The 25,320-nt window shown below is 68.1% G+C and carries 24 protein-coding genes; 11 read left to right on the forward strand and 13 right to left on the reverse strand.

The window, feature by feature from the left end:
* Positions 1-125: 125 nt before the first annotated feature.
* Positions 126-1,256, reverse strand: coding sequence for a tRNA guanosine(34) transglycosylase Tgt (tgt, locus tag GDJ08_RS02700; protein ID WP_017356413.1), 1,131 nt, complete (start codon positions 1,254-1,256; stop codon positions 126-128).
* A 94-nt stretch (positions 1,257-1,350) separates the two neighbouring features.
* Entirely contained in the window at positions 1,351-2,418 is a 1,068-nt protein-coding gene (queA, locus tag GDJ08_RS02705; protein WP_136005945.1) for a tRNA preQ1(34) S-adenosylmethionine ribosyltransferase-isomerase QueA, read from the reverse strand.
* Between the two features lie 212 nt (positions 2,419-2,630).
* On the opposite strand from queA, the gene GDJ08_RS02710 reads away from it, so the two are divergent.
* Both GDJ08_RS02710 and GDJ08_RS02715 read left to right on the forward strand, forming a co-directional pair.
* Positions 2,631-4,127 carry an aminotransferase class III-fold pyridoxal phosphate-dependent enzyme gene (locus GDJ08_RS02710; protein WP_017356415.1) on the forward strand — a complete coding sequence of 499 codons (1,497 nt, stop codon included), beginning with the start codon at positions 2,631-2,633 and terminating at the stop codon, positions 4,125-4,127.
* A 171-nt stretch (positions 4,128-4,298) separates the two neighbouring features.
* The gene (locus tag GDJ08_RS02715; RefSeq protein WP_017356416.1) at positions 4,299-4,892 is read left to right on the forward strand and encodes an LOG family protein; all 594 of its coding nucleotides are present in this window, start codon (positions 4,299-4,301) and stop codon (positions 4,890-4,892) included.
* 71 nt (positions 4,893-4,963) lie between these two features.
* Here GDJ08_RS02715 and GDJ08_RS02720 read toward each other — a convergent pair whose 3' ends face one another.
* Positions 4,964-7,825, reverse strand: coding sequence for a bifunctional diguanylate cyclase/phosphodiesterase (locus GDJ08_RS02720; RefSeq protein WP_153164244.1), 2,862 nt, complete (start codon positions 7,823-7,825; stop codon positions 4,964-4,966).
* 141 nt (positions 7,826-7,966) lie between these two features.
* On the opposite strand from GDJ08_RS02720, the gene GDJ08_RS02725 reads away from it, so the two are divergent.
* The 5 genes from GDJ08_RS02725 to GDJ08_RS02745 all read left to right on the forward strand — a co-directional run bounded on the left by GDJ08_RS02725 (position 7,967) and on the right by GDJ08_RS02745 (position 12,200).
* On the forward strand, positions 7,967-8,590 hold the full coding sequence (locus GDJ08_RS02725; protein ID WP_423669051.1) for an RNA polymerase sigma factor: 624 nt from the start codon (positions 7,967-7,969) through the stop codon (positions 8,588-8,590).
* Positions 8,587-9,522: a hypothetical protein gene (locus GDJ08_RS02730; protein ID WP_153164245.1), complete on the forward strand. Its 936-nt coding sequence runs from the start codon at positions 8,587-8,589 to the stop codon at positions 9,520-9,522. The genes GDJ08_RS02725 and GDJ08_RS02730 overlap by 4 nt, the downstream gene beginning before the upstream one ends.
* A gap of 45 nt (positions 9,523-9,567) precedes the next feature.
* Complete coding sequence (locus GDJ08_RS02735; RefSeq protein WP_136005940.1) at positions 9,568-10,176, forward strand: IMPACT family protein; 609 nt, start codon at positions 9,568-9,570, stop codon at positions 10,174-10,176.
* The gene (locus GDJ08_RS02740; protein ID WP_017357105.1) at positions 10,169-11,935 is read left to right on the forward strand and encodes an ABC transporter transmembrane domain-containing protein; all 1,767 of its coding nucleotides are present in this window, start codon (positions 10,169-10,171) and stop codon (positions 11,933-11,935) included. The genes GDJ08_RS02735 and GDJ08_RS02740 overlap by 8 nt, the downstream gene beginning before the upstream one ends.
* Before the next feature lie 70 nt (positions 11,936-12,005).
* Positions 12,006-12,200, forward strand: a complete 195-nt coding sequence (locus tag GDJ08_RS02745) for a hypothetical protein (protein ID WP_017357106.1) — start codon at positions 12,006-12,008, stop codon at positions 12,198-12,200.
* 124 nt (positions 12,201-12,324) lie between these two features.
* Here the strand turns inward: GDJ08_RS02745 and GDJ08_RS02750 are convergent, their stop codons facing one another.
* From GDJ08_RS02750 to hrcA, 7 genes are all read right to left on the reverse strand, one after another.
* Positions 12,325-13,428 carry a prephenate dehydrogenase gene (locus GDJ08_RS02750; RefSeq protein ID WP_423669074.1) on the reverse strand — a complete coding sequence of 368 codons (1,104 nt, stop codon included), beginning with the start codon at positions 13,426-13,428 and terminating at the stop codon, positions 12,325-12,327.
* 5 nt (positions 13,429-13,433) lie between these two features.
* On the reverse strand, positions 13,434-14,342 hold the full coding sequence (pdxY, locus tag GDJ08_RS02755; protein WP_136005936.1) for a pyridoxal kinase: 909 nt from the start codon (positions 14,340-14,342) through the stop codon (positions 13,434-13,436).
* Between the two features lie 65 nt (positions 14,343-14,407).
* Positions 14,408-15,328: a hypothetical protein gene (locus GDJ08_RS02760; RefSeq protein WP_229296427.1), complete on the reverse strand. Its 921-nt coding sequence runs from the start codon at positions 15,326-15,328 to the stop codon at positions 14,408-14,410.
* A gap of 152 nt (positions 15,329-15,480) precedes the next feature.
* On the reverse strand, positions 15,481-16,614 hold the full coding sequence (dnaJ, locus tag GDJ08_RS02765; RefSeq protein WP_153164246.1) for a molecular chaperone DnaJ: 1,134 nt from the start codon (positions 16,612-16,614) through the stop codon (positions 15,481-15,483).
* Positions 16,615-16,775: 161 nt separating this feature from the next.
* Positions 16,776-18,710 (reverse strand): molecular chaperone DnaK, encoded by a 1,935-nt coding sequence (dnaK, locus tag GDJ08_RS02770; protein ID WP_017357110.1) that lies wholly within the window; start codon positions 18,708-18,710, stop codon positions 16,776-16,778.
* Positions 18,711-18,894: 184 nt separating this feature from the next.
* Entirely contained in the window at positions 18,895-19,413 is a 519-nt protein-coding gene (gene grpE, locus GDJ08_RS02775) for a nucleotide exchange factor GrpE (RefSeq protein ID WP_017357111.1), read from the reverse strand.
* An 82-nt stretch (positions 19,414-19,495) separates the two neighbouring features.
* A complete protein-coding gene (gene hrcA, locus GDJ08_RS02780; protein WP_017357112.1) occupies positions 19,496-20,563 on the reverse strand; it encodes a heat-inducible transcriptional repressor HrcA in 1,068 nt (355 codons plus the stop codon).
* Between the two features lie 111 nt (positions 20,564-20,674).
* On the opposite strand from hrcA, the gene recN reads away from it, so the two are divergent.
* Positions 20,675-22,336: a DNA repair protein RecN gene (recN, locus tag GDJ08_RS02785; RefSeq protein ID WP_136005934.1), complete on the forward strand. Its 1,662-nt coding sequence runs from the start codon at positions 20,675-20,677 to the stop codon at positions 22,334-22,336.
* Positions 22,337-22,517: 181 nt separating this feature from the next.
* Here recN and fur read toward each other — a convergent pair whose 3' ends face one another.
* Positions 22,518-22,925, reverse strand: coding sequence for a ferric iron uptake transcriptional regulator (gene fur / locus GDJ08_RS02790; RefSeq protein WP_005409235.1), 408 nt, complete (start codon positions 22,923-22,925; stop codon positions 22,518-22,520).
* 103 nt (positions 22,926-23,028) lie between these two features.
* Here fur and GDJ08_RS02795 point away from each other — a divergent pair, with 103 nt between their 5' ends.
* Complete coding sequence (locus GDJ08_RS02795; protein ID WP_136005931.1) at positions 23,029-23,424, forward strand: outer membrane protein assembly factor BamE; 396 nt, start codon at positions 23,029-23,031, stop codon at positions 23,422-23,424.
* Positions 23,425-23,442: 18 nt separating this feature from the next.
* Here GDJ08_RS02795 and GDJ08_RS02800 read toward each other — a convergent pair whose 3' ends face one another.
* Both GDJ08_RS02800 and GDJ08_RS02805 read right to left on the reverse strand, forming a co-directional pair.
* Positions 23,443-23,703, reverse strand: a complete 261-nt coding sequence (locus GDJ08_RS02800; RefSeq protein WP_136005929.1) for an RnfH family protein — start codon at positions 23,701-23,703, stop codon at positions 23,443-23,445.
* Between the two features lie 3 nt (positions 23,704-23,706).
* Positions 23,707-24,135 carry a type II toxin-antitoxin system RatA family toxin gene (locus tag GDJ08_RS02805; RefSeq protein WP_026070781.1) on the reverse strand — a complete coding sequence of 143 codons (429 nt, stop codon included), beginning with the start codon at positions 24,133-24,135 and terminating at the stop codon, positions 23,707-23,709.
* A gap of 61 nt (positions 24,136-24,196) precedes the next feature.
* On the opposite strand from GDJ08_RS02805, the gene smpB reads away from it, so the two are divergent.
* The gene (gene smpB / locus GDJ08_RS02810) at positions 24,197-24,700 is read left to right on the forward strand and encodes an SsrA-binding protein SmpB (protein ID WP_017356119.1); all 504 of its coding nucleotides are present in this window, start codon (positions 24,197-24,199) and stop codon (positions 24,698-24,700) included.
* Positions 24,701-24,949: 249 nt separating this feature from the next.
* Complete coding sequence (locus tag GDJ08_RS02815; RefSeq protein ID WP_017356117.1) at positions 24,950-25,309, forward strand: hypothetical protein; 360 nt, start codon at positions 24,950-24,952, stop codon at positions 25,307-25,309.
* The last annotated feature ends 11 nt before the right edge of the window (positions 25,310-25,320 follow it).

Here is a 25,320-nt window from a genome sequence, read left to right on the forward strand (position 1 = left end):
TTCCGAGGGGGAGCGGGGTGTCGCCGCGAAACAGGGGTCAGCCGCGAAGTATGCCACGGCCCCGGGAGTTCGTCCTTGGGCCGTTTGGCAGGGTATGCGCGCGGATTCGGGGACGCCGCTGCCGCTTACAGCGGCGGCGTGGCGGCACCCCGGGCCGCATAGAAGGACTCGCGGAAGGCTGAAAAGGTTCCCGCCGCGATGGCCGCGCGCATGTCGGCCATCAGCTTTTCGTAGTAATACAGGTTGTGCAGGGTGCCCAGCATCGGCGCCAGCATCTCATTGCAGCGGTCCAGATGGCGCAGGTAGGACCGGGTGTAGCCGCTGCTGCAGGCGTGGCAGCCGCAGCCCGGCTCGATGGTGTCCATGTCGCGCTCGTAACGGGCATTGCGGATGCGCACGGTGCCGAACGATGTGAAGTAATGGCCGTTGCGGGCGTTGCGGGTGGGCATGACGCAATCAAACATGTCCACGCCCCGCGCCACGCCTTCCACCAGGTCTTCCGGGCGCCCCACGCCCATCAGGTAGCGCGGGCGGTCGGCCGGCAGGATCGGGTGCATGTGGTCCAGCATGGCGTTGCGCTCGTGCTCGGGCTCGCCCACCGCCAGCCCGCCGATGGCGTAACCGTCGAAGCCGATCTGCTGTAGGCCCTCGGCCGAGCGGGTGCGCAGGTCGTGGTGCACGCCGCCCTGGACGATGCCGAACAGGGCCGCATCGTTGCCGAGCGCATCGTGCGCATTGCGGCTGCGCTGGGCCCAGCGCAGGCTCAGTTCCATCGAAGTGCGCGCCACCGGTTCGGTCGCCGGGTACGGGGTGCATTCGTCGAAGATCATCACGATGTCCGAATCGAGCACCTTCTGGATCTTCATGCTCTCCTCCGGCCCGAGGAAGACGCGTGCACCGTCGGTCGGCGAAGCGAAGGTCACGCCCTGCTCGGTGATCTTGCGGCGGTGCGCCAGCGAGAACACCTGGAAGCCGCCGGAGTCGGTCAGGATCGGCCCGTTCCAGCGCGCGAAGCCATGCAGTCCGCCGTGGTCGGCGATCACGTCCAGGCCCGGGCGCAGGTACAGATGGAAGGTGTTGCCGAGGATGATCTCCGCGCCCAGCGCACGGATCTGCTCCGGCAGGATGCCCTTGACCGTGCCATAGGTTCCCACCGGCATGAAGGCCGGGGTTTCGACGGTTCCGCGCGGGAAGGTCAGGCGGCCGCGGCGGGCGCGGCCGTCGGTGGTCTGGAGCTGGAACTGGAGTCGGGACATGGAGCAGGCGTTCGGGCAAATAATTGCCCATTGTCGCCGAAAACGTGCTGCCGCGTCGGCGGGGGCACGGCCGCCCTGCCCTGCCCCGGCCCGGTCATTCCCCCTGCGGGAACAGCAGCATGGCATCGCCGTAGCTGAAGAACCGGTATTTCTCTTCGATGGCCGCCCGATATGCATCGAACACCCGCGCCTGCCCGGCGAAGGCCGAAATCATCATCAGCAGCGTGCTTTCAGGCAGGTGGAAGTTGGTCACCATCGCGTCGACGCTGCGGATCCGGTAGCCCGGCGTGATGAAAATCTGGGTCTCCCCGGCATACGGCAGCAGTTCGCCATCACGCATCGCGCTTTCCAGGGCACGCACCACGGTGGTACCCACGCCGATCACCCGGCCCCCGGCCGCGCGCGTGCGACGCACCTGCTGGACCAGCTCGGCACCGACATTGAGCCATTCCCGGTGCATGACATGTTCGTTCAGGTCATCCACGCGCACCGGCTGGAACGTGCCGGCGCCCACATGCAGGGTCACATGGCCGAAGGCCACTCCCTGCGCCGCCAGCGCGGCCAGCAGCGCCTCGTCGAAATGCAGCCCGGCGGTGGGTGCGGCCACCGCACCGACCTCGCGGGCGAACACGGTCTGGTAGCGCTCGCGGTCGTCCAGCCCGGGCTCGCGCTGGATGTAGGGCGGCAACGGCAGGCGCCCGGCGTGAAGGAGCCATTGCTCCAGTGCTTCGGGGATGTGGAACTGCAGGACGTAGAACTCGCCGTCGCGGCCGAGCACCTCGGCCTCGCCCCCGGCGTCCAGCGCAATCCGGCTGCCGGCCTTGGGCGACTTGCTGGCGCCGACCTGGGCGCGGGCCTGCTGGGCGCCGAGCAGGCGCTCGATCAGGATCTCGACCCGCCCGCCGCTGGCCTTCTGGCCAAACAGACGCGCCGGAATCACCCGGGTATCGTTGAAGACCAGCAGGTCGCCGGCGCGCAGCAGATCGGGCAGGTCGCGCACATGGCGATGCTCGAACGCGGCCGGGGCCGGCGGCACCACCATCAGGCGGCTGGCCGAGCGCTCCGCAAGCGGAGCCTGGGCAATCAGTTCAGGCGGCAGTTCGTAGTTGAAATCGGACTTCTTCAAGGCAGCGCACGGCAACGTGTAGGCAATGTCGTCCATTGTACGACTGGCCCTCGATGGCAACGCAGGATTGGCCAAACGTCGCGCAAAATGCTGCTATGCAGCAGCGTTTTGCGGGGTTATCGCGCGAAAAACCGCGTGCTAGCATCGAGTTGGAAGTCTGATGCACGAGCAGGAATGCCCGAAGCGCGCGCGAATAGACGCGCGTTTTGCTTTTCCGCCGTGCCGCCAATCGTTTCAGGAGATCTGCAATGAGCTTCATCGACCGTCTCGCCCCCCTTCGCGCCCAGCCGGGCGCCCGCCTGACCACCGGCCTGGATGACGCCACCCTCGAACGCCTGGCCGCCGGCCACCCGGACCTGGTCGCCGCCATCGACGCCGCCGCCGCCGAGTTCGAGCGCGTGCGCGCCGACCTGGGTGCCCTGCTGCCGCTGGACGAGCGCGCCCAGATCGACGCCATGCAGGACGGCTTCGTCAATTTCTATGCCGATGACGCGGTGACGCCGTACGTGGCCCTGGCCGCCCGCGGCGCCTGGGTGGTCACGCTCAAGGGCGCGGTGCTGTATGACGCTGGCGGCTACGGCATGCTCGGCTTCGGACATACGCCGGCGGCCGTGATGGAGGCCATGTCGGCCCCGCAGGTGATGGCCAACGTGATGACCCCGAGCCTGTCCCAGCAGCGCTTCATCGCCGCGCTGCGCCAGGAGATCGGTCACCGTCGCGGTGGCTGCCCGTACAGCCGTTTCATGTGCCTGAATTCGGGTTCCGAAGCGGTCGGCCTGGCCGCACGCATCGCCGACGTCAACGCCAAGCTGCAGACCGATCCAGGCGCCCGCCACGCCGGGGCCACCATCAAGCGTGTCGTGGTCAAGGGCAGCTTCCACGGCCGCACCGACCGCCCCGGCCTGTACTCGGACTCCAGCCGCAAAACCTACATGCAGCACCTGGCCAGCTATCGTGGCGAGGACTCGGTGATCGCGATCGCGCCCTATGACGAAGACGCGCTCAAGCGGGTGTTCGCCGAGGCCGAACAGAACCACTGGTTCGTCGAAGCGGTGTTCCTGGAGCCGGTGATGGGCGAAGGCGATCCGGGCCGTTCGGTGCCGCCATCGTTCTACGCCCTGGCCCGCGAGCTGACCCGCCAGCACGGCAGCCTGCTGCTGCTCGATTCGATCCAGGCCGGCCTGCGTGCGCATGGCGTGCTGTCGATCGTGGACTACCCCGGTTTCGAAGGGCTGGACGCGCCGGACATGGAGACCTACTCCAAGGCACTCAACGCCGCCCAGTTCCCGCTGTCGGTGCTGGCCGTGACCGACCACGCCGCCCAGCTGTACCGCAAGGGCATCTACGGCAACACCATGACCTCCAACCCGCGTGCGCTGGACGTCGCCTGCGCCACCCTGTCGCTGCTGACGCCGCAGGTGCGTGAGAACATCCGCGTGCGCGGCGAGGAAGCCGTGCGCAAGCTGGAGCAACTCAGGAGCGAGCTGGGCGGGCTGATCACCAAGGTGCAGGGCACCGGCCTGCTGTTCTCCTGCGAGCTGGCCCCGCAGTTCAAGTGTTACGGCGCCGGCTCCACCGAAGAGTGGCTGCGCAACCACGGCATCAATGTGATTCACGGCGGCGAGAACTCGCTGCGCTTCACCCCGCACTTCGGCATGGACAGCGACGAGCTGGACCTGCTGGTGGGCCTGGTGGGACGGGCGCTGAAGGAAGGCCCGCGCAGGGAGCAGTCGCAGGCGGCGTAAGCCGGCAGCGGACCTGACCACCCGGTCAGGTCCGGTTTGGCCCCGGCCCGGCGAACGCGCTAAAATCGCCGATCGCATCTGCGGAACGAACCCCGTCACGAGACCGGAACATCGGTCATCGGCGGGGCTTTTTCGTTTCCGCCGCGTCACCTCCGAACACAGGAAGATCCAATGAAGTCGATTTGCGTTTACTGTGGCTCCAACCCCGGCAGCAAGCCGATCTACACCGAGCGCGCCATCGCGCTGGGCGACCGCATCGCCCGCGACGGCCTGCGCCTGGTGTACGGCGGCGGCAACGTCGGCCTGATGGGCACGGTGGCCAACGCCGTACTGGCTGGCGGCGGTGAGGTCACCGGTGTGATTCCGCAGCAGCTGGCCGACTGGGAAGTGGCCCACCGCGGCCTGACCGAGCTGGAAATCGTCGGTTCGATGCACGAGCGCAAGTCGCGCATGTTCGACCTGTCCGACGCGTTCGTTGCCCTGCCCGGCGGCTTCGGCACGATGGAAGAGATCTTCGAGATGCTCACCTGGCGCCAGCTCGGCATCGGCAACAAGCCGTGCGCCTTCCTGGACGTGGACGGTTTCTACGCCCCGCTGATCGGCATGATCGACCGCATGGTGGAAGAGCGCTTCCTGCATCCCGAGCAGCGCGCCGACCTCTGGTACGGGTCGGACATCGACGCGATGCTGGAGTGGATGCGCGGGTACGAACCGGCGCAGGCCTCCAAGTGGATCGACGAGAAGCGCCGCAACGCCTTGCGGTGACACCGTGGCGCGGGGCGCTGCCCCGCTGGATCTCCGTCGTGCCTGGTGAACGTGCCGGGGAGACCCCGGCGCTACGCCGTTTCCATCGGTGCGGGGCGGCCCAGCAGGTAACCCTGGCCATAGTCGCAGCCGAGTTGCAGCAGCGTGTCGCGCTGGGCGGCGTTCTCGATACCCTCGCCCACCGTTTCGATACCCAGCGTGCGGGCCAGCGACAGCACGCCCTGGACCAGCGCATAGGTACTCTGGATGTCCTGGCCGTGCAGACCTGCGATGAAACTCTGGTCGATCTTGAGCGTGGAGATCGGGAACCGGTGCAGATAGGACAGCGCTGAAAAGCCGGTCCCGAAATCGTCCAGCTGCACCAGCACACCCCGCTCGCGCAGCGTCTGCAGGATGCGCAGCGTGCGCGGACCGTCATCGAGCAGCGCCACCTCGGTGATCTCCAGCCGCAACCGGTGCGGGTCGGCGCCGACTGCCTCGATCAGGCCAAACAGACGCGAACTGAAATCGGCCGACCGGAAATGACGCGGCGACACGTTCACCGACAGATAGCCGCGTCCGCCGCGTGCCAGCTGCCCGATCACCTGCTCGTAGAGCAGCCAGTCCGCCTGTTCGATCAGGCCGCTCTCTTCGCCCAGGTCGAGAAACGCGCTCGGCAGCAGCAGACCGCGCCGCTCGTGCTGCCAGCGCAGCAGCGCTTCGTGCCCCACCACCTCCCCGTCGGACAGGCGCACGATCGGCTGGTAATAGGGAAGAAAATCGCGGTTGATGATCGCCCGGCGCAGGTCCGCTTCCAGGTCCAGGCTGCGCAGCGCCTCTTCGCGCATGGCTTCATCGAACACCGCGCAGCGGTCCTTGCCCTGCGCCTTGGCACGGTACATCGCCGCATCGGCGTCGCGCACCAGTTCCTCGCCATTGCGGTAGCGCGGATGCCACATGGCAATGCCGAGACTGCCGGACGGAAACAGCTCGCGCCCCTTGACCCACATCGACTCTTCCAGCGCCATCAGCATCCGCTGCGCGAACTCCACCGCCGAGGACAACCCGTGACGGCACTGCAGCAGGATCGCAAACTCGTCGCCGCCCAGCCGCGCCACCACGTCCTCGCTGGAGACCATCGAGACGATCCGCTTGGCCACCTCGACCAGCATCTGGTCGCCGGCGGCGTGGCCAATGCTGTCATTGACCAGCTTGAAGCGGTCCAGGTCCAGGAACAGCACCGCGAAGGCCGATCCGTCGGGCTGACGCGCCTGGGCGATCGCATCCTCCAGCCGGTCCAGCAGGTGCAGCCGGTTGGGCAGACCGGTCAACGCGTCGTGCATGGCCTGGTGGGTGAGACGCTGCTCCGCGCGCAGGCGCTCGCCGATCTGGCCCAGCAGTTTTTCGTTCACATCGGCCAGTTCACGGGTGCGCTCCTCCACCCGCAGTTCCAGCTCGGCGTGCGCGTTGCGCAGCCGCTCCTGGTCGCGCTGGCGGGCCAGGCCGTTGCCGATGTTCTGCGCCACGAACGTCAGCAGGCGCTGGTCGTGGGCGGTGAAGCTGACGTCCGGCGAGTAGCTCTGCACCACGATCACGCCGACCACGTCGTCGTCGCTCAGCAACGGCACGCCCAGCCAGCAATGCGAACGCGCACCGAACTCGCGCACCGCGCCGGCCGCGCGCAGTGCATCGATGTTGTCGCGCGTGGCCAGCAGCGGCTGGCGGTTGCGCACGATGTACTCGGTGAGACCCTCGCTGAAGGGGCGCGGTGCGCGGGAGGCGTTGTACTCGTCCACCGAGTAGACGAATTCCAACCCGTCGCCCCCTTCGTTGACCAGCGCAATATAGAAGTTGCGCGCATCCAGCAGCGTGCCCACCACCCCATGCACCTGGACATAGAACTCGGTCAGGCTGGAGGCGCTCATCGCCATCTCGGAGATGTTGAACAGCGCCAGCTGCAGTTTCTCGGCGCGGCGCCGCTCCACCACTTCGTCCTGCAGGCTGCGGTTGGCGCGCTGCAGTTCCAGCGTGCGCCGCTCCACCTGGCGCTCCAGCTGCACCTGTGCCTGGCGGCGGTCCATCGCGGTCTGGATGTGCTGGGCGACGTAGCCCAGCAGTGCGCGGTCGGCTTCGCCGTAACGCGCGCGGTGTTCATAGCTCTGCACCACGATGGCGCCACACACGCGGCCTTCGCGCAGCATCGGTACGCCCAGCCAGTCCAGGCTTTCCGGCCCCCGATCCGGATCGGGTTCGTCGTTGTCGGCAGCGAGCAGCTCGCACGACGGACCGCTCAACGGCTGCCCGTGACGCAGCAGCGCGAAGGTCAGGCTGCGCGGCATCTCGTGCTCTTCGTAGCTGCGGTCAGGATCGGCGACAAAGCTGTCCTGCTGGTCGGCGAAGTACAGGAACCGGACCCGGCGCCGCACATCGTCGTACTCGACAATAAAGCAGTTCTGCGCGTACATCAGGGAGTTGAGCACGCTGTGCACGTGACGCAGCATCTCGGACATTTCCAGGTCCGCGCCGGCAAGGTCGGCGATTTCATACAGCGCCTGCTGCAGGCGTTTGGAGATTTCCAGCGAGTGGATCTCGCGGCGCTGTCGGGTCAGCGCAATGGCGTCCTGCACGGCACGCCGCGCCAGCCCCCACCATCCTGCGTCCAGGGGCACCGGCTCCCCTTGGCTCAGCACCCGCATCGCCAGCCGGGTGTCCCCGAACTGCCATCGCTGCAGCTGCCCCGGCGCGGGAAGCGCCGCGTCGAGCAGGTGACCGGCGGTCATCGAGCGATCGAAGGGTTCGGACTGCAGCCCGTCGCCAAGCACCGGGTCGCGCCAGGCCAGATGCAGGCTGCTGCCGACAGGCAGCACCGCGCAGAGGGTGCGCGCCAGATCGGCGGACACCTGCGCGTCACGGTCCGGGTCCACTGAAGGCGTCACTACCTGACTGGACAGCATGTTCGTCTCTACTGGCACCGGATGCCCGGCACCTCCCCTGTCCCCCGAGCATAACGCGGGGACCGGGGGGCAATGGAAGGGTGGCAACCCCGATTGTTGCAGATGGACGTTATTGGAACGTCACCTGGAACCGCTCTCCCCATGCCGCCGGCCACCTCCCTGCCACCGCCACGCTTTGCGGACGCACCCGCACCGCTTACTCTGTGCGCCGTGGACGCCGTGGCCCTGCCAACCGATGAAGCGCTGATGCTGGCCTGGGCCGGCGGGGACCTGCCTGCGTTCGAGGTTCTCTACGGGCGCCATCGTGCCCGGCTGTACAGCTTCCTGCTGCGACAGCTGCGCGACGCCGCGCTCGCCGACGAACTGTTCCAGGACGTCTGGCAGCGGGTGATCGCTGCCCGCACCGGCTGGCAGCCCGAGGCCGCCTTCACCACGTGGCTGTTCCGGATCGCGCACAACCGGCTGAACGATCACTGGCGTGCGGCGCGGCACCGGCCGCCGCCGCCCGGCGATGCCGACGAACGCGTGGCGCGCATGAGCGACAGCCGCACGCCGGAAACCCAGCTGTCCGAGTTCGAGCAGCGCCGTCGCCTGCAACTGGCGATGGAGCAGCTTCCCGCCGACCAGCGCGACGTGCTGCAGCTGCGGCTGGAACAGGAGCTCAGCTTGGAGGAGATCGCCGAGATCACCGGCGTGGGCCGCGAGACCGTCAAGTCGCGGCTGCGCTATGCGATGGACAAGCTGCGCGCGGGGATGAACGCATGAACGACCGCACGCCACTGACACCCGAAGAACGCGAACTGGCCCGCCTGCTGGGACGGTCTGCGCCGACCCCGCCGCCGCCGGCGCTCGACGACGCCGTGCTCGCCGCTGCGCGCGCGGCGGTGCAGGCGCCCCCGCTCGCCCCCGCAGCCGCGGCCGCCCCGCACGCGCCGCCACGGCGTCGGCGCTCGCGCCTGCCGGCCGTGATGGGGATCGCCGCCTCGGTGGTGTTCGCCGTCGGGATCGCCTGGCAACTGCGGCTGCAGGACCCGCCCATACCCGCTCTCGACGTGCCGGCGGCAGATGCCCCGGCTGCGGCACCTGTGGCCGCCGAAGCGGCAGATGTCGCGGCCAGCCCGGCGGCAGCGCCCGCTGCGGCCGAACCGGCGGGCGCCATCACGGCCCCGGCCGCCCCAGTGCCCCAGGCGCGCGTCGCCCCCCCGCCATCACCGGTGGTGGCGGAACCGGCACCGGTCACCCCGCCCAGAATGGCGCCGCCGCCTGCTCCGCCGGCACCGGCCGCAGCGCCGCAGGCCTTCTCGATCGAACCGGCCGACAGCGCCGCCGCCGACACCGCGCCGGCGATGGCACCGCCACCGCCACCGCCACCGGCGCCGGCCCCCGCGCAGGAGGCCGTGAGCCCGGAGCGCGCCACCGCGCCGCTCGCGGCGCCACGCCAGGCCCCGAGCGCCGCAGGCGTCATGCAGCGCCGTTCGGCGATGGCACCGTCCAGCGAGGCCGTCCTCTCGGCCAGCGCCGTCGATGCCGCGGTGTCCGCCGATGCCAGCCTGCCGCGCAAGCAGTGGCTCAAGCGTATCCGCGAGCGGCGCGATGCCGGTGATCTGGATACCGCGCGCGCCAGCCTGGAGCGCTACCTGCAGCAGTACCCGGAAGTGCGCATCCCGCGCGACCTGCGCCAACTGCTCGACACCTGAGCCGCGTACGCCGCGTCTCGCAGGCAAAGCTCTAGAATGGCGCGGATGCCCGATACGCTTGCCACCGCCGTCAGTCACAGCCTGGAGATCAAGCACAGCCGCTTCATCGCCCATGCCGCCCCCATCACCGACGCCGGCGCGGCGCTGCAGTTCCTGCAGCAGGTGGCCGTGCCCGATGCGACGCACAACTGCTGGGCCTACCGGCATGGCAACGATTACCGCTCCAGCGATGACGGCGAACCGGCCGGGACCGCCGGCAGACCGATCCTGGCGGCGATCGATGGGCAGGGGTTTGATCGCGTCATGGTGGTGGTCATCCGCTGGTACGGCGGCATCAAACTTGGCGCGGGCGGCCTGGTCCGTGCCTACGGCGGCACCGCTGCCGAATGCCTGCGGCTGGCGCCACGGCAACCGCTGATCGCGCTGGCCGAGCTGGACGTGCACGCCCCGTTCGACGATCTGGGCACGCTGCATGCGGCACTGGCCGCCCACCTGGCCGAAAAGCAGGCCGAAACCTTCACCCCGTCGGGCGTATCGCTGCACCTTCGTCTACCGGCCGATCAGGTCGACCCGTTGAAAAACCGGCTGCGCGACGCCACCCGTGATCGTATCCGCGTGGAAACACGCACCGAACCAGGCCAACCGAATGACTGACACCCCTCCCGCGCCCGCCCCGGCGCTGCGCCGCCTTGGCAGCCTGCGCACGCTGTGGCCGTTCGTGCGCCGCCATGCGGGGCTGTTCAGCGCCTGGCTGGTGGCGCTCGCGGTGTCCTCGGTGGCCACGCTCAGCCTGCCGCCGGCAGTCAAGCTGATGATCGATCATGGCTTCAGCGACAACGGCCAGATCAACCGCGCCTTCGCGCTGCTGTTCCTGGTCGCGGTGGTACTGGCCCTGGCCACCGCTGCCCGCTTCTTCTTCGTCTCCCTGCTCGGCGAAAAGGTCGTCGCCGACCTGCGCAGCCGCCTGTATGCCCACCTGATTGCGCTGGGTGCCGGCTTCCACGACCGCAGCCGCAGCGGCGAGCTGGTCTCGCGCCTCACGGCCGACAGCGAACTGCTGCGCAGCGTCATCGGCTCGACGATGTCGGTGGCATTGCGCAGCAGCGTCACGGTAGTGGGCAGCCTGGTCATGCTGTTCGTCACCAGCCCGGCACTGGCGGCGTGGACGCTGGTCGGCATTCCGCTGGCCGTGCTGCCGATCATCATCGGCGCGCGTCGTCTGCGCCACATTTCGCGCGCCAGCCAGGACCGCATCGCCGACGCCAACAGCCTCGCCGCCGAGACCCTGGGCGCGGTCCGCACGGTGCAGGCGCATGCACGCGAGCCTTACGAGCGCAGCCGCTTCAACGCGGCGCTGGGCGAATCGATCAAGGCCGCGCGCCGGCGCATCGGCGCTCAGTCCATCGTCACCGCCACCGCCATCGTCCTGGTGTTCGGCGCGATCGTCGGGGTGCTGTGGCTGGGGGCGCACGATGTCATCGACGGCCGCATGAGCGCCGGCACGCTGGGCCAGTTCGTGCTGTATGCGTTGATCGGCGGCGGGTCGGTCGGCGCGCTCGCAGAAGTCTGGAATGAACTGCAGCGCGCCTCCGGCGGCATGGGCCGGATCGCCGAACTGCTGCAGGAAGACATCGAGATCACCAGCCCCGCCGATCCGCAGCCGCTGCCCCAGCCGCTGCGTGGCGAGATCCGCTTCGACGACGTGGTGTTCCATTATCCGCAGCGCCCGGACACCGCCGCGCTGGATCATTTCGACCTGCACGTGCGCCCGGGCGAGACCGTGGCTCTGGTCGGTCCCTCCGGCGCGGGCAAGAGCACCGTGCTGTCGATGCTGCTGCGCTTCCACGATCCCGCCGCCGGCCGCATCCAGGTCGATGGCGTGGATGTGCGCCAGGTCGATCCGGCCCAGCTGCGCGCGCAGATGGCGCTGGTGCCGCAGCAGCCCACCCTGTTTGCGAGCACCGCACTGGACAACATCCGTTACGGCCGACTGGAGGCCAGTGACGAGGAGGTGCAGCGCGCTGCTGCGGCTGCCGAAGCCGACGAGTTCCTGCAGGCCCTTCCGGAGGGCTATATGAGCGAGCTGGGAGAGCGTGGCGCACGCCTGTCCGGCGGGCAGCAGCAGCGCATCGCCATCGCACGCGCCCTGCTCAAGGATGCACCGATCCTGCTGCTCGACGAGGCCACCAGCGCGCTGGACGCGCAGAGCGAACGCGCCGTGCAGCAGGCACTGGAGCGGCTGATGGCCGGCCGCACCACGCTGGTCATCGCGCATCGCCTGGCCACCGTGCTGAAGGCCGACCGCATCGTCGTGATGGACCACGGCAGGATCGTCGCACAGGGCACACATGCGCAGCTGCTGGCCGAAGGTGGCCTGTATGCGGAGCTGGCGAAGCTGCAGTTCATCGATTGACGACACACGCCTAACGCGTCGCGATGCATGGTGCACGGACCCTGGTCCGTGCCGCTGCAGGAGGTGTTCCATGTCGTTCCGACAGTTCCCCGCCACTGACGCCAATGGCGAAAACTACGTCATCATCGAGTTCAGGGAGGAGGCTGCCAGCGACACCGCGTCGTCCGCGCCTGCCACCCGTTACGAGCTGGCCGATGGTCGTCATCTGGTCCGCGACGGCCGCCAGTTCCGCACCTCGGGCGGCGAACTTACCCTGACGACCTGACCGCTGGTCATTTTTTCGCCAGCCATCTTGACACCGTTCTGTCGCAAGGGATGAACGCGGTTATCCACATGGTTGTCCGCAATTCATCCACACCCCCTGTGGATGAATGCGGCAGTGCAGCAGGTCAGCGTGACAGCACCCGACCGATGCCGGACGCGTCGATTTCCGCAGCCGCCTGCTGCAGCGCGCGTGCGTCGCTGCCGGCAACGAATCCCACGCGGAAATGCACGTCGCCGGCCGGCGTGCGCGACGAGTGGATGGAAGCCAGGCTCACCGCGTGGCGCTCGAACACATGCAGCAGTTCACGCAGCGAACCGGGGCGATCCTCGGGCAGATGCACGCTGATCGCATTGCGCTCGGTCAGGTCGGCCAGCAGGTAGCCCACCCGCTCGAAGGTATAGTTGCCTTCGGCCAGCACGGCCTCGCCCTGGCTGTCACGATTGTCCAGCAGCAGCTGCTGGCGGAACGCCGCCCGCGCATCGTCGTCGCCCTGCCCGACCTGGCTACGCAGCGTCTGCAGGTGCGCAAGCAGGCGGTCGAGCATCGGCGCAACGTGCGGATTGCCGAACTGGATGTCTTCGTAGATGGCCGGGTTCAACGACAGGATGCGCGCGATGATCGCCGTATCCAGCTCGAATGACGCCGACCGGTACGGCATCAGCGCCGGGAGGGGGCCGAGCAGCGGTGCGTACTCGCGCAGCACGCCGGCCTGGGCCAGGTGCGTGGCGTGAACCATTGCCTGCACCAGCGCCATCACCTGGTCGTGGTGCTCGGGCGTGGCGCGCACGCATTCGGCCTCCAGTGCATCGCACAGGCCCTGCACCCACGGCTGCCACTGCGACAGGCGCGCCTCGCAGACCACCATGACGCGGCCTTTCAGGGTCGGCGCCTTCGGCGGCGCGGTCATCGGATGCAGGCCCACCACGTCGGCCTGCGAGGCGAGCATCGCCGCCACCGGCGCGGACTTCACCGACGTGACGTCCAGCCACAGCCGCCCTGCCTCGCGCCCGGCCGAGCGCGCGACGTACTCGCCGATCAACGCCGGGGTATGGCGGATCGGCGCGGAGAAGATCAGCACCTCCGCGCGCGCGACCAGAACCTCGGGGCTGTCCGATCGGGGATCAGCCGGATCGTGTCCCAGTACCTCCAGGCCCATCCGTTGCTGGAGGAACCGCCGCAGCCAGCGCCCGTAGGCTCCGGCACTGCCGACGATGCCAACCACCGGCATCCGGGTCACGCCAGGCGCTCGGGCACGAAGCGCTGCGGCAACGACAGGGCCGCCGGTGCGGCAGCCAGTACGTCGAACTCTTCATGCCCGTTGGCCAGCGTGGTCTCCAACGCCACGTGCACACCGGCGATCGCGCGCGAGATGGCCTGCTCGAAGGCTTCGCCGCGCAGCAGGAAGGCAACCAGCAGCGACATCAGCACGTCGCCGGTGCCGGCCACGTCCACCGGCAGGTGCGGCGAGGTCCAGCGCCAGATCGCATCGCGACTCACCGCCAGCGTCACCAGCTGCCCAGGCTCGCCGCCCACGCTGTGCGCCAGCACCCACTCGGGCCCGCGTGCCAGCAGGGCCTGCGACGCGGCGATGGCTTCGTCCTGGGCCAGGCTCGGCATCCCGGTCAACCGCCCCAGCTCGAACGCATTGGGCGTCACCAGCCACGCGTGCGGCAGCAGGCGCTCGGCGAACACGGTTTCCAGACCAGGCTCCACATACGGACCGGTGTGGGTATCGCCGATCACCGGGTCCAGGCAGTAGCGCAGCTGCGGCGATGCCGGCAGCACCTCGTCCAGCCAGTCGGCGAACGCGGTGCCATTGCCGACGCTGCCGAAGTAGCCCGAGACCAGCATCCGTGCACGCTGCGGCAGCCCGCGCTCGGCGGTGCCCAGCAGCAGGTCCGAGAACCACTCCGAGGGCAGCACGCGGCCACGCGTGGTGGCGTAGAACGGCGCGTTGCTGAGCAGCGTGGTCGGGATCTCCGCCACGCGCACGCCCAGCGCACGCAGCGGCGGTACCGCAGCGCTGTTGCCGGCATGGCCGTAGACGAGCTGGGACTGCACGGAGATGACATCGACCGGCGACGGACCGTCCGGGCGCTGGCGGCGGCCGTGGACCAGGTGGCTTTCGAGGGATTCGTTCATGGGATCGGCACGGTGGGGGGCTCTATGGCCATTATCCCCCAACCGCTATGCCGCATCCTGCCCGTCTACGCAGCCGTATCTGCCCGTTCCGGGATGTGGGGGTCACGCTGCAGCAGGAACTCCCAGGTATCGCTGAAGACCAGTGGGTAATGCAGCGGCCGGTGATCGGCGAACCGTTGCGCGTGGACGGGCTCCCCTTCCACGCGACAGCCACCCGGCGATTCGAAGGCGACCAGCTCGGTGACAATGGCGTGGCGGGAGCTGCCCGCTTCCTGGAGATGGAGCGCATACGACGGATGCGCGGTAATGCTGCGCTTGAGCACTACCCGTCCCACGGCAGGCGCGTACCAGCTGACGCTGTGCTCCAGCCCCTCGACGGCCGATCGCCCCTGCCAGCGCCTGCCGGTCATGTCATCGGAGGTGGGATTGGACTTTCGCCAGCGTGCACGCCGTTCGATGCGGTACGCACGGACGCTGCCAATCCCAATGTTGATTGTCTCCATGCCCACCACACGACTGCTGGCCTCCTCTTCGTAGTCGTAGCGGTAGGTCCCGTTGGCCCCCACGACTGCACCGGGTTCGGCGAAGGCATCGTTCCACGCCGCACCCACCGCAAGTGGGAACCGCAGGATTTCCTTGCGCCCCTGGCGAAGCGGATTGACGTCCGCATAGGTGTCGGTGTGTTCAACCCGCGCCACACCGTCCCCCACCGCCAGCCGCGTCAGGCGCTCCGTCATCCCATCCAGGCGAAGGGACGACACAGGATGGTCGGGACCCATCGAGTACGTCCATCGCGTGCCAGGCGCCAACTGCAGAGGACGCTCGATCGTCCCATCGATCGCATCCAGCCTGCATGCCTCCAACGGCGCGGCGGACACCGCGCCTGCAGCGAGGGAGGCAGTCACCACGGCCACCGGCCATGCGCGGCGTACAGCGCAAGACAGGGATCGAACAGCGGCGTGGACGTTGCGGGCAAGCGTGTTCATCGCGGCATGGTAGTAATCGCTGCAGGCACAGTCACCCACGCCTGTCGCGATCAACACCAAAGGCAGACGACCTGCACCGGACCGCGACGGGAACAAAAAAAAAGCCCCCTGTCTCCAGGGGGCCTTCGGTACAAGGCAGGAACCAACGCCGCTTATGACGTCATCCGATCCCAGAACCCCTTCACGCCATCGATGAACGTGGCCGACTTCGGCGAGTGCTTGCGCGCTTCTTCGCCGGTGAAGGTGGTTTCAAACTGCTCCAGCAGCTTGCGCTGCTCGGTGGTGAGGTTGACCGGGGTCTCCACCACCACGCGGCAATACAGATCGCCTTCGCTGCGGCTGCGCACCGACCGTACACCCTTGCCGCGCAGGCGGAACAGCTTGCCGGTCTGGGTTTCGGCCGGAATGCGGATCTCGGCGTACCCGCCCAGCGTGGCCACGCGCACGGTGTCGCCGAGCGCCGCCTGCGAGATGCGGATCGGCACTTCGCAGTGCAGGTCGTCGCCGTCGCGCTGGAAGATCGCGTGCTCGCGCACCCGCACTTCCACATACAGATCGCCCGCCGGCGTACCGGCCGGACCGGCCTCGCCTTCGCCGGACAGGCGGATGCGGTCACCGGTATCGACGCCCGCAGGCACCTTCACCGACAACACCTTGTCTTCCTCGACACGGCCGTTGCCGTGGCAGGTCTTGCAGGGATTGGGAATGATCTGGCCACGGCCACCGCAGTTGTGGCAGGCCTGCTGCATGGCAAAGATGCCGCGCTGCACGCGCACCTGGCCGCGCCCCTGGCAGACGGTGCAGGTGTCCACCTTGCCGTCTTCCGAGCCGTTGCCGTGGCAGTCACCGCATTCGGCCAGGGTCGGAATCTCGATGCGGCGCTCCACGCCCATCACCGCTTCTTCCAGGTCCAGCTCCATCACGTAGCCGATGTCGGCACCGCGACGGGCCTGGCGCGGACCACCGCCACCGCCGCCGAAGATGTTGCCGAAAATGTCGCCGAAAATGTCGTTCATGTCCGGGCCACCCGGACCACCGCCACCGCCACCGCCCATGCCATGCTCGAACGCGGCGTGGCCGTGGGCGTCGTACATGCGGCGCTTGTTGGCGTCGGACAGGACTTCGTAGGCTTCCTTGCATTCCTTGAAGGATGCTTCGGCAGCCGCATCACCCGGATTGCGGTCCGGGTGGAACTTCATCGCGCAACGGCGATAGGACTTCTTCAGCTCTTCTTCGCTGGCGGTGCGGGACACACCCAGCACTTCGTAGTAATCGCGCTTGCTCATAACTTGGATCGGGTTCCGGAAGTCGGGATTCGTCAACGCGCAAGAGCGGAACCAGGTCCGCTCTTGCGTCGGGCGCCCCGACAGGCCGGGATACGGCTGTCAGGACCTGGGGGAAACGACAACGGGACGCTGCCTGCGCAACGTCCCGCGTCTTGTCCGGATCAGGACTTCTTGTCGTCCTTGACTTCGGTGAACTCGGCGTCCACCACGTCGTCATGCGCGCCGTTGGTGTTGCCGGCACCGGCATCGGCACCCGCAGCGGCACCGCCCTGCTCGGCGGCGGCCGCCGCGGCGAACAGCGACTGGCCGGCCTCTTCCAGCACCTTCGACTTGGCTTCGATCTGCGCCTTGTCGTCGCCCTTCATCGCCGTTTCCAGGTCGGACAGGGCCGACTCGACCTTGCCGATCACATCACCACCGACCTTGCTGCCGTGCTCGTTGATCGCAGTACGGGTACCGTGGATCAGCGCGTCGGCCTGGTTGCGGGCCTGGACCAGCTCGTGGAACTTCTTGTCTTCCTCGCGGTTGGCTTCCGCGTCGGCGACCATGCGCGCGATCTCGTCCTCGGACAGACCCGAACCGGCCTTGATCTCGACCTTCTGTTCCTTGTTGGTCTTCTTGTCCTTGGCCGACACGTGCAGGATGCCGTTGGCGTCGATGTCGAAGGACACTTCCACCTGCGGCATGCCGCGCGGGGCCGGCTCGATGCCGGACAGGTCGAACTTGGCCAGCGACTTGTTGAAGCGGGCCTGTTCGCGCTCACCCTGCAGCACGTGCACGGTCACGGCCGACTGGTTGTCCTCGGCGGTGGAGAACACCTGCGAGGCCTTGGTCGGGATGGTGGTGTTCTTCTCGATGATCTTGGTGAACACGCCACCCATCGTCTCGATGCCCAGCGACAGCGGGGTCACGTCCAGCAGCAGCACGTCCTTGACGTCGCCGCCGAGCACGCCACCCTGGATGGCCGCACCCAGTGCCACGGCTTCGTCCGGGTTGACGTCCTTGCGCGGTTCCTTGCCGAAGAACTCGGTCACGGCCTGCTGTACCTTCGGCATGCGGGTCTGGCCGCCGACCAGGATCACTTCGCTGATGTCGCTCGAGCGCAGGCCGGCGTCATTCAGCGCCACGCGGCACGGTTCGATCGACTTCTTGATCAGCTCTTCCACCAGCGCTTCCAGCTTGGCGCGGGTCAGCTTGATGTTCAGGTGCTTCGGACCCGAGGCGTCGGCGGTGACGTACGGCAGGTTCACTTCGGTCTGCTGCGCGCTGGACAGTTCGATCTTGGCGCGCTCGGCGGCGTCCTTCAGGCGCTGCAGGGCCAGCGGATCCTTGCGCAGGTCGATGCCCTGGTCCTTGTTGAACTCGTCGACGAGGTACTCGATGACGCGGTTGTCGAAGTCTTCGCCGCCCAGGAAGGTGTCGCCGTTGGTGGCCAGCACTTCGAACTGCTTTTCACCGTCGACGTTGGCGATTTCGATCACCGACACGTCGAAGGTGCCGCCGCCCAGGTCGTACACCACGATCTTGCGATCCTTGTTGTCGCCCTTGTCCAGGCCATAGGCCAGTGCGGCCGCGGTCGGCTCGTTGATGATGCGCTTGACGTCCAGACCGGCAATGCGGCCGGCGTCCTTGGTCGCCTGGCGCTGGCTGTCGTTGAAGTAGGCCGGCACGGTGATCACCGCTTCGGTCACGGTCTCGCCCAGGAAGGCTTCGGCCGTCTTCTTCATCTTCTCCAGCACGCGGGCGGAGATTTCCTGCGGCGCCATCTTCTTGGCGTCGCTGGTCTGCACCCAGGCGTCGCCGTTGTCGTGGGCCAGGATGCCGTAGGGCACGTGCGCGATGTCCTTCTGGACTTCAGCGTCGGTGAACTTGCGGCCGATCAGGCGCTTGACGGCGTAGAAGGTGTTCTTCGGGTTGGTGACGGCCTGGCGCTTGGCCGAGGCGCCCACCAGCACTTCGCCGTCCTTGGTGTAGGCGACGATGGAAGGCGTGGTGCGGTCACCCTCCGCATTCTCGATGACGCGGGCCTTGCCGCCGTCCATGATCGCCACACACGAGTTGGTGGTGCCGAGGTCGATACCAATGATCTTGCCCATGAGGGAGACTCCTGAAAGTTCTGGGAACATCCGGCTGCTGCCGGGTTATGAATGGGATGTGTGGGACGCCGGGAAGACTTTCAAGCCATCCACCGAACACAGTGTCCGATGGCTGCCAAACGCGTTCAGCGTCCGGTGATGGGGCCGGGCGGAACCGGCCCCCTCCGCCGGGGAGCGCCCGGCGTCACGCGTCGCGTGCGACCACGACCAGGGCCGGGCGCAGCAGGCGATCATTGAGCTGATAGCCCTTCTGGAACACCTGGACCACGCTGCCGGGTGCCGCACCGGGCGCGTCGACCTGGCTGATGGCCTGGTGGTGGTCCGGGTTGAACGGCTGGCCGGTCGGGTCCAGCAGGGTCAGGCCGTTGTCCGCGGCGACCTTGAGCAGCTGCTTGTACGTCAGCTCCAGGCCTTCGCGAAGCGGGCTGGGGTCGGTGCCGGCGGCTGCCAGGCCGGCGTCGAGGCTGTCGAACACCGGCAGCAGCTCGCCCAGCAGCTTTTCATTGGCGAAGCGGCGCGCCTGCTCGACGTCGCGGGCCACGCGCTTGCGCTGGTTGTCCAGGTCGGCGCGCTCGCGCAGCGACTCGGCCTTCAGCAGCGCCAGCTCGTTGTGCAGGCTCTCGACCTGCTGCTGCAGCGCATCGGCCGGGGCCTGCTCGCCGGTCGACGTCTGGGATGCGATATCTGACTGATCTTGGTTCATTTCCGTTTCCCTGGCGGTGACTCCCCGCCTCCACCCACCCCTATGTGGGCGCGCCGACCGGTTTCAAGAGCTGAACCGTCGATCAGGCCCGCTCACGGGACAATCCGCCCGGTCCACCCGGTTCCAACGCCGCCCCCAGCACCTCGGCCGTAGCCTGCACCAGCGGAATCATGCGGTCGTAGGCCATCCGCTTGGGGCCGATCACCCCCAGCACGCCCAGCACCCGGCCACCGGCCGAGTACGGGGCGGTCACCAGCGAGACGCTCTCCAGCGGCATCACGCCGGTCTCCTCGCCGATGAAGATGCGCACGCCCGGGGCCTGGATGGTGCGCTCCAGCAGCTGCAGGATCTCGCGCTTGCTGGCGAACACGTCGAACAGCTCGCGCAGGCGCTCCAGGTCCGACAGGTCCTGCACCCCCATCAGCCGGGTCTGTCCGGCCAGCACCATGTCATCGGCCGGCGGCACCAGCGCCTGCTCGGCCAGCTCGATGCTGTGCGCCAGCAGCTGCTCCATCTCCGACTGCGCGTCGCGCAGCTCCAGCAGCAGCCGCGCGCGGATCTCCGACAGCGGCCGGCCCGCGCACTGCGCATTGAGGTAATTGGCCACCTGCTCCAGCTCGCCCGGCTCCCAGCTGCGGCGCGGCTCGATCACCCGGTTCTGCACCTCGTTGTCGGCGAACACCAGGATCGCCAGCACCCGGCGCGCGTCCAGCGCCACGAAATCGATGTGGCGGAACGCGAACTGCTCCCGGCGCGGCGCACTCACCACGCCCACGAAATGGCTCATCGCCGACAACAGCTCCGAGGCGCTGCCCAGCAGTGCCTGGGTGCCGGTACCGGTGGCCAGTTCGCTGCGCAGGCGGGTCAGTTCGCCCTCGCCTGGCGGTTGCATCTTGACCAGGCTGTCCACGAACACCCGGTAGCCGTTCGCGGTCGGCACCCGGCCTGCCGAGGTGTGCGGCGAACTGAGCAGGCCCAGGTCTTCCAGATCGGCCAGGATGTTGCGGATGGTGGCCGGGCTGACATCCAGCCCCGCATGCCGCGCCAGGGTCTGCGACCCCACCGGCTCGCCATCCTGGATATGGCGCGCGATCAGCGTCCGCAGCAGATGGCGGGCACGGGGCGCAAGATGGGGAGAGGAAGGGTGCATGGAATCAGCCTGTGAGACGCCCCCTTAGATAATGGCTGGACCCGGCGTTGGCAAGTCATTGGAGCCGCCCCTCGCCCATGCTAGCTTTGCGCGGCTCACGAACCTCAGACCATGCTTAGACATCTATCGATCAAGGATTTTGCAGTCGTCCGCGCTACCGAACTCGAATTCGGGCCGGGCATGACCGTGGTCAGCGGCGAAACCGGCGCGGGCAAGTCGCTGATGGTGGACGCGCTGGGCTTCCTGTCCGGGCTGCGCGCCGACAGCGGCGTGGTCCGCCACGGCGCCGCCCGCGCCGAGCTGTCGGCCGAATTCGCCCCGCCGGCCGATGCGCCGGCGCGGCAGTGGCTGCGCGACAACGAGCTCGACGACGAGGACCAGTGCCAGCTGCGCCGGATCATCCGTGCCGACGGCGGCTCGCGGGCCTGGATCAACGGCCGGCCGGTCACCCTGTCACAGCTCACCGAACTGGCCGCCACCCTGGTGGAGATCCACGGCCAGCACGAACAGCAGGCCCTGCTGTCGCGGCCCTCGCAGCTGGCCCTGCTGGATGCCTACGCCCGCAACGAGGCCGAACGCAGCCAGGTCCGCCAGGCGGCGGCCCGCTGGCAGGCACTGGTGGACGAGGCCGAGGCCCTGTCCAAACAGGGAGACGTGAGCGACCGCATCGGATTCCTTGAACACCAGCTGGGCGAACTGCAGCGCGAAGACCTGGACCCCGCCTCGATCGTGGCGCTGGGCAGCAGCCATCGCCGGCAGGCGCACGCCAGCGCGCTGATCAGCGCCTGCGATGTGGCCGCCGGCCGCCTCAACGGCGACGACGACGTGTCCGTCCTGCAGTTGCTGCAGCAGACCCGGCATGATCTCGCCCGGGTGGCCGAACACGACACCCGCCTGGGCGAGGTGGACGCGCTGCTGGACAGCGCGTCCATCCAGCTGCATGAAGCCCTGTCGCTGCTGGACCGGGTCCATGACGACCTCGACGCCGATCCGGAGCAGTTCGAGGACATCGAACGCCGGCTGGGCCGCCTGCACGATCTGGCGCGCAAGCATCGGGTGCCGATGGAAGCCCTGGGCGAACACCGTGACGCACTGGACGCCGAGGTCGAACAGCTGCGGGGCGCGGACGAGCGCCTGCAGGCCCTGGCAGGCGAGATCCAGCGCGCGAGCGGGCAATGGCAGGCCGTGGCGGCCGCGCTCAGCGCCAGCCGCCAGCAGGCCGCAGCCGCCCTGTCGCAGACCACCACCGACCTGATCGGCGAGCTGGGCATGGGCGGGGGCCAGTTCCTGATCGACATCGAGCCCCAGGCCGTGGCCAAGCCGGACCCCAACGGCGCCGAGCGCGTCGAGTTCCTGGTCGCGGCCAATGCCGGCCAGCCTCCCCGCGCCCTGCGCAAGGTCGCCTCCGGCGGCGAACTGTCCCGGATCTCGCTGGCGATCGAGGTGGCTGCCCTGGGCCTGGACGCGGTGCCGACGATGGTCTTCGACGAAGTGGATTCGGGCATCGGCGGCGCCGTGGCCGACATCGTGGGGCAGAAGCTGCGCGCCTTGGGCGAAAAGCGCCAGGTGCTGTGCGTGACCCATCTGCCGCAGGTGGCCTCCAAAGGCCATGCCCATTACCGGGTCAGCAAGGCACCGGTGGACGGCATGACCCAGAGCGCGGTCGAGAAGCTGGATACCCGGGCGCGCGAGGAAGAGCTGGCGCGCATGCTGGGCGGGGTGGAAGTCACCAAGGAAGCCCGCGCCGCGGCGCGGAAACTGTTGCAGGCCTGACCGGCCCTGACAACCGGCAGGCGACGACCCCCGGTCGTCGCTGCGTTGCACCCCGACCGACGGCATGGCCACCGTAACGGCCGCCGACGGTCGGGCGGCCGGCAAGCGGCGTTGGGAACGCCTGCGCCGTGCCTTGCGGGAGCTACTTGCGGGAGCTACCCGCGTAACAGCCGTCTGGCGGTTACTTGCGCTTCTTGCGCACGTAGAGCACCAGCGAGTGCTCTTCCAGCTCGTAACCGTGGTCGGCCGCGATCTTGCGCTGCAGCTCCTCGATCTCGTGGCTTTCGAACTCGATGATCTTGCCGCTGTCCACGTCGACCATATGGTCGTGGTGGCCGCCGCGATCGAGTTCATAGACGGCCTGGCCGCCCTCGAAATTGTGCTTCAGGACCAGGCCGGCGGCCTCGAACTGGGTCAGCACCCGGTACACCGTCGCCAGGCCGATCTCGTCGCCGTGCTCGAGCAGCTGGCGGTAGATGTCCTCGGCGGTCATGTGGTGCTGGGCGTTGCGCTGCTCAAGCAGGGCAAGGATCCGCATCCGCGGATGGGTCACCTTCAGGCCGACTTTGCGCAGGTCGTGGGTTTCCATAATTCTCCGTTCATTGGCGATTTAGCGCCAGCTGCCTCGGATTGGGTCGCGGCGACACGTCGGGAGTGTATCATCGACTCGATTTCCCCAAACGCCATTCCCGATGCGCAATCTCCTGCTGGTCGCCGCCGTTGCCCTGTCCACCACGGGCTGCGGCATCATCTATAAGCAACCCATCTATCAGGGCAACCTGATCCGGGAGCAGGCCGTCGGTCAGCTGCAGGTGGGTCAGAGCAAGCAGCAGGTCAATGCCCTGCTCGGCACTCCCTCCATTCCCGACCCGTTCCACGCCCAGCGCTGGGACTACACCGCCAGCCAGCGCATCAACCGGCTGGGCAACACTGAAGTGAAGAACTTCACGGTGTTCTTCGAGAACGACCTGGTGACCCGCTGGGAGGGCGACTACTTCCCGAACCAGGACGCCGAACTCGCCCGCACCAGCATCCGCCAGTTCGGCCGCAACCTGGCCAAGGACAAGAAGAAGCAGCGCGGCCGCTGAGGCCCCGCGGCACGGCAATCAGCGGCCGGCGCCCGCGCGCCGGCGGCGGTTGTCCTTGGGGTCGGCCAGCAGGGGGCGCAGCAGCTCGACCCGGTCGCCGTCGTGCAGCACCTGCGTGGCGGTCGCCAGCAGGCCATGCACGGCCACCGCCGGGCACTGCGCACTGCCCTCGATCGCCGCCGCCTGGATCGCATCGCCGACGGTGGCCCCTTCGCACAGGGACAGCGCGCGGACCTCGGCACGGTCCGGCCAGGCCAGCACCACCTCCACCCGGATCATCGTTCAGTCCTGCTCGTCGGCGACACGAACGAAATCATTGACCATGCGGTCTGCCAGGCCCTGGAAGCCCAGCGCGAGCGCCGGCCCGAGCAGGCGGGAGTTCGGTTCGAACTCCAGCGTGAGGGTCACCTTGCAGGCATCCTCGGCAAGTGCATGGAATTCCCAGCGCCCATGCAGGCGCTTGAACGGACCATCGCGCAGCTGCATGTCGATGCTGCACGGTCGCTGCAACGCGTTCTCGGTCATGAACCAGGTCGAGAACGAACCCAGACCCAGGTCCAGGCGCGCCACCAGGCGATCCGGAGCGGATTCCAGGATCTGCGAGGCCGAGCACCAGCGGAAGCGGCGCGGATAGGCGTCAATATCATTGACCAGGTCGAACATACGGGCAGCCGAATGTTCGACCAGGGCACTACGGCGGATAGTTGGCATGCGGCGGTACTGGTGTGCTGATGAATCGACCGGGGAGGCCCGAATCGGAGACAATACGGACATGAGCAAGAACAGCGGCAAGGATAAAGCAAAGAACGCGACGGCCAACAAAACCATCGCGCTCAACAAGCGTGCCCGCCACGAGTACCACATCGAGGACCGTTTCGAAGCCGGCCTGGCCCTGCAGGGCTGGGAGGTCAAGTCGATCCGTGCCGGGCGCGGCAACATCATCGATGCCTACGCCTACGTGCGTGACGGCGAAATCTACCTGATCGGTGCGCAGATCACCCCGTTGATCCAGGCCTCCACCCACGTGGTGGCCAACGACCGGCGCGAGCGCAAGCTGCTTCTGCACCGCAGCGAGATCGACAAGCTGATCGGCAAGGTCCAGCGCGACGGCTACACCATCGTGCCCACCGCGATGTACTGGAGCAAGAACAAGATCAAGCTGGAAATCGCCCTGGCCAAGGGCAAGCAGACCCACGACAAGCGCGATGCCGAAAAGGACCGCGACTGGGCCCGCGAAAAGTCGCGCACCATGCGCCGCCACAACCGCGACGCCTGACCCCGCCGGCGCCGCCCTGTTCGGCGTGGGCCGGGGCCTGACCGGCTGCTGTCCGGGACCGGCCCTGGTCGGGCTGGGCATCGGCGCGCTGGAGGCGCTGTGGTTCGTCCCGCGATGCTGGCCGGCATGGCCGTGCAGCGCTGGCAATCGCGCCGTTGAGGCGGCGTTGCAGGAGACCGTGCAGGCCGATCCCCTGCGCGGGCCTTACAAGTGTCAGAATCCATCCTCAATACAGCACAGGAACGGCGCGTGACCCTCGAACAAACCCAGGCTTCGGCGCACCCGGCAGACGCAGTCGCCGACCTCACGGCCGATGTGGCCGCCCTGGAGTTCGTGTTTTCCGAACTCACCCGCACGATGGACCCCGCCGCCCTGCTGAAGGTGCTGACCTACCTGCTGCGCAACGTGCGACGCGATCTGGGCGACGCCGCCCCCAGCCGCGAACAGGCCGTCCTGATCGCGCGACTGCAGACGCTGATGCAGCAGACCGAGCCGGAAGTCCGCAAGCAGGCATCGGCGCTGCGCAACGAGCACAACCGCGTGCGCAAGGAAAAGGCCCGTCACCAGGCGGACAGCCGCCGCCTGCGCGAGCACGGCCCGCGCGGCTGAGCCGGTCGGGG

The sequence above is a fragment of the Stenotrophomonas nematodicola genome, assembly GCF_009467805.1.
GTDB classification, from domain to species: Bacteria; Pseudomonadota; Gammaproteobacteria; order Xanthomonadales; family Xanthomonadaceae; genus Stenotrophomonas; species Stenotrophomonas nematodicola.

Excerpts from the sequence above, each read along its gene's own strand:
- recN (WP_136005934.1), top strand. The coding sequence starts at position 20,675 with ATGCTTAGACATCTATCGATCAAGGATTTTGCAGTCGTCCGCGCTACC.
- grpE (WP_017357111.1), bottom strand. The coding sequence starts at position 19,413 with ATGAACCAAGATCAGTCAGATATCGCATCCCAGACGTCGACCGGCGAG.
- GDJ08_RS02760 (WP_229296427.1), bottom strand. The coding sequence starts at position 15,328 with ATGAACACGCTTGCCCGCAACGTCCACGCCGCTGTTCGATCCCTGTCT.
- hrcA (WP_017357112.1), bottom strand. The coding sequence starts at position 20,563 with ATGCACCCTTCCTCTCCCCATCTTGCGCCCCGTGCCCGCCATCTGCTG.
- fur (WP_005409235.1), bottom strand. The coding sequence starts at position 22,925 with ATGGAAACCCACGACCTGCGCAAAGTCGGCCTGAAGGTGACCCATCCG.
- GDJ08_RS02715 (WP_017356416.1), top strand. The coding sequence starts at position 4,299 with ATGAAGTCGATTTGCGTTTACTGTGGCTCCAACCCCGGCAGCAAGCCG.
- tgt (WP_017356413.1), bottom strand. The coding sequence starts at position 1,256 with ATGTCCCGACTCCAGTTCCAGCTCCAGACCACCGACGGCCGCGCCCGC.
- GDJ08_RS02725 (WP_423669051.1), top strand. The coding sequence starts at position 7,967 with ATGCCGCCGGCCACCTCCCTGCCACCGCCACGCTTTGCGGACGCACCC.
- GDJ08_RS02730 (WP_153164245.1), top strand. The coding sequence starts at position 8,587 with ATGAACGACCGCACGCCACTGACACCCGAAGAACGCGAACTGGCCCGC.
- GDJ08_RS02750 (WP_423669074.1), bottom strand. The coding sequence starts at position 13,428 with ATGCCGGTGGTTGGCATCGTCGGCAGTGCCGGAGCCTACGGGCGCTGG.
- queA (WP_136005945.1), bottom strand. The coding sequence starts at position 2,418 with ATGGACGACATTGCCTACACGTTGCCGTGCGCTGCCTTGAAGAAGTCC.
- GDJ08_RS02800 (WP_136005929.1), bottom strand. The coding sequence starts at position 23,703 with ATGATCCGGGTGGAGGTGGTGCTGGCCTGGCCGGACCGTGCCGAGGTC.
- smpB (WP_017356119.1), top strand. The coding sequence starts at position 24,197 with ATGAGCAAGAACAGCGGCAAGGATAAAGCAAAGAACGCGACGGCCAAC.
- GDJ08_RS02745 (WP_017357106.1), top strand. The coding sequence starts at position 12,006 with ATGTCGTTCCGACAGTTCCCCGCCACTGACGCCAATGGCGAAAACTAC.
- GDJ08_RS02720 (WP_153164244.1), bottom strand. The coding sequence starts at position 7,825 with ATGCTGTCCAGTCAGGTAGTGACGCCTTCAGTGGACCCGGACCGTGAC.
- GDJ08_RS02740 (WP_017357105.1), top strand. The coding sequence starts at position 10,169 with ATGACTGACACCCCTCCCGCGCCCGCCCCGGCGCTGCGCCGCCTTGGC.
- GDJ08_RS02795 (WP_136005931.1), top strand. The coding sequence starts at position 23,029 with ATGCGCAATCTCCTGCTGGTCGCCGCCGTTGCCCTGTCCACCACGGGC.
- GDJ08_RS02735 (WP_136005940.1), top strand. The coding sequence starts at position 9,568 with ATGCCCGATACGCTTGCCACCGCCGTCAGTCACAGCCTGGAGATCAAG.
- pdxY (WP_136005936.1), bottom strand. The coding sequence starts at position 14,342 with ATGAACGAATCCCTCGAAAGCCACCTGGTCCACGGCCGCCGCCAGCGC.
- GDJ08_RS02805 (WP_026070781.1), bottom strand. The coding sequence starts at position 24,135 with ATGCCAACTATCCGCCGTAGTGCCCTGGTCGAACATTCGGCTGCCCGT.
- dnaK (WP_017357110.1), bottom strand. The coding sequence starts at position 18,710 with ATGGGCAAGATCATTGGTATCGACCTCGGCACCACCAACTCGTGTGTG.
- GDJ08_RS02710 (WP_017356415.1), top strand. The coding sequence starts at position 2,631 with ATGAGCTTCATCGACCGTCTCGCCCCCCTTCGCGCCCAGCCGGGCGCC.
- dnaJ (WP_153164246.1), bottom strand. The coding sequence starts at position 16,614 with ATGAGCAAGCGCGATTACTACGAAGTGCTGGGTGTGTCCCGCACCGCC.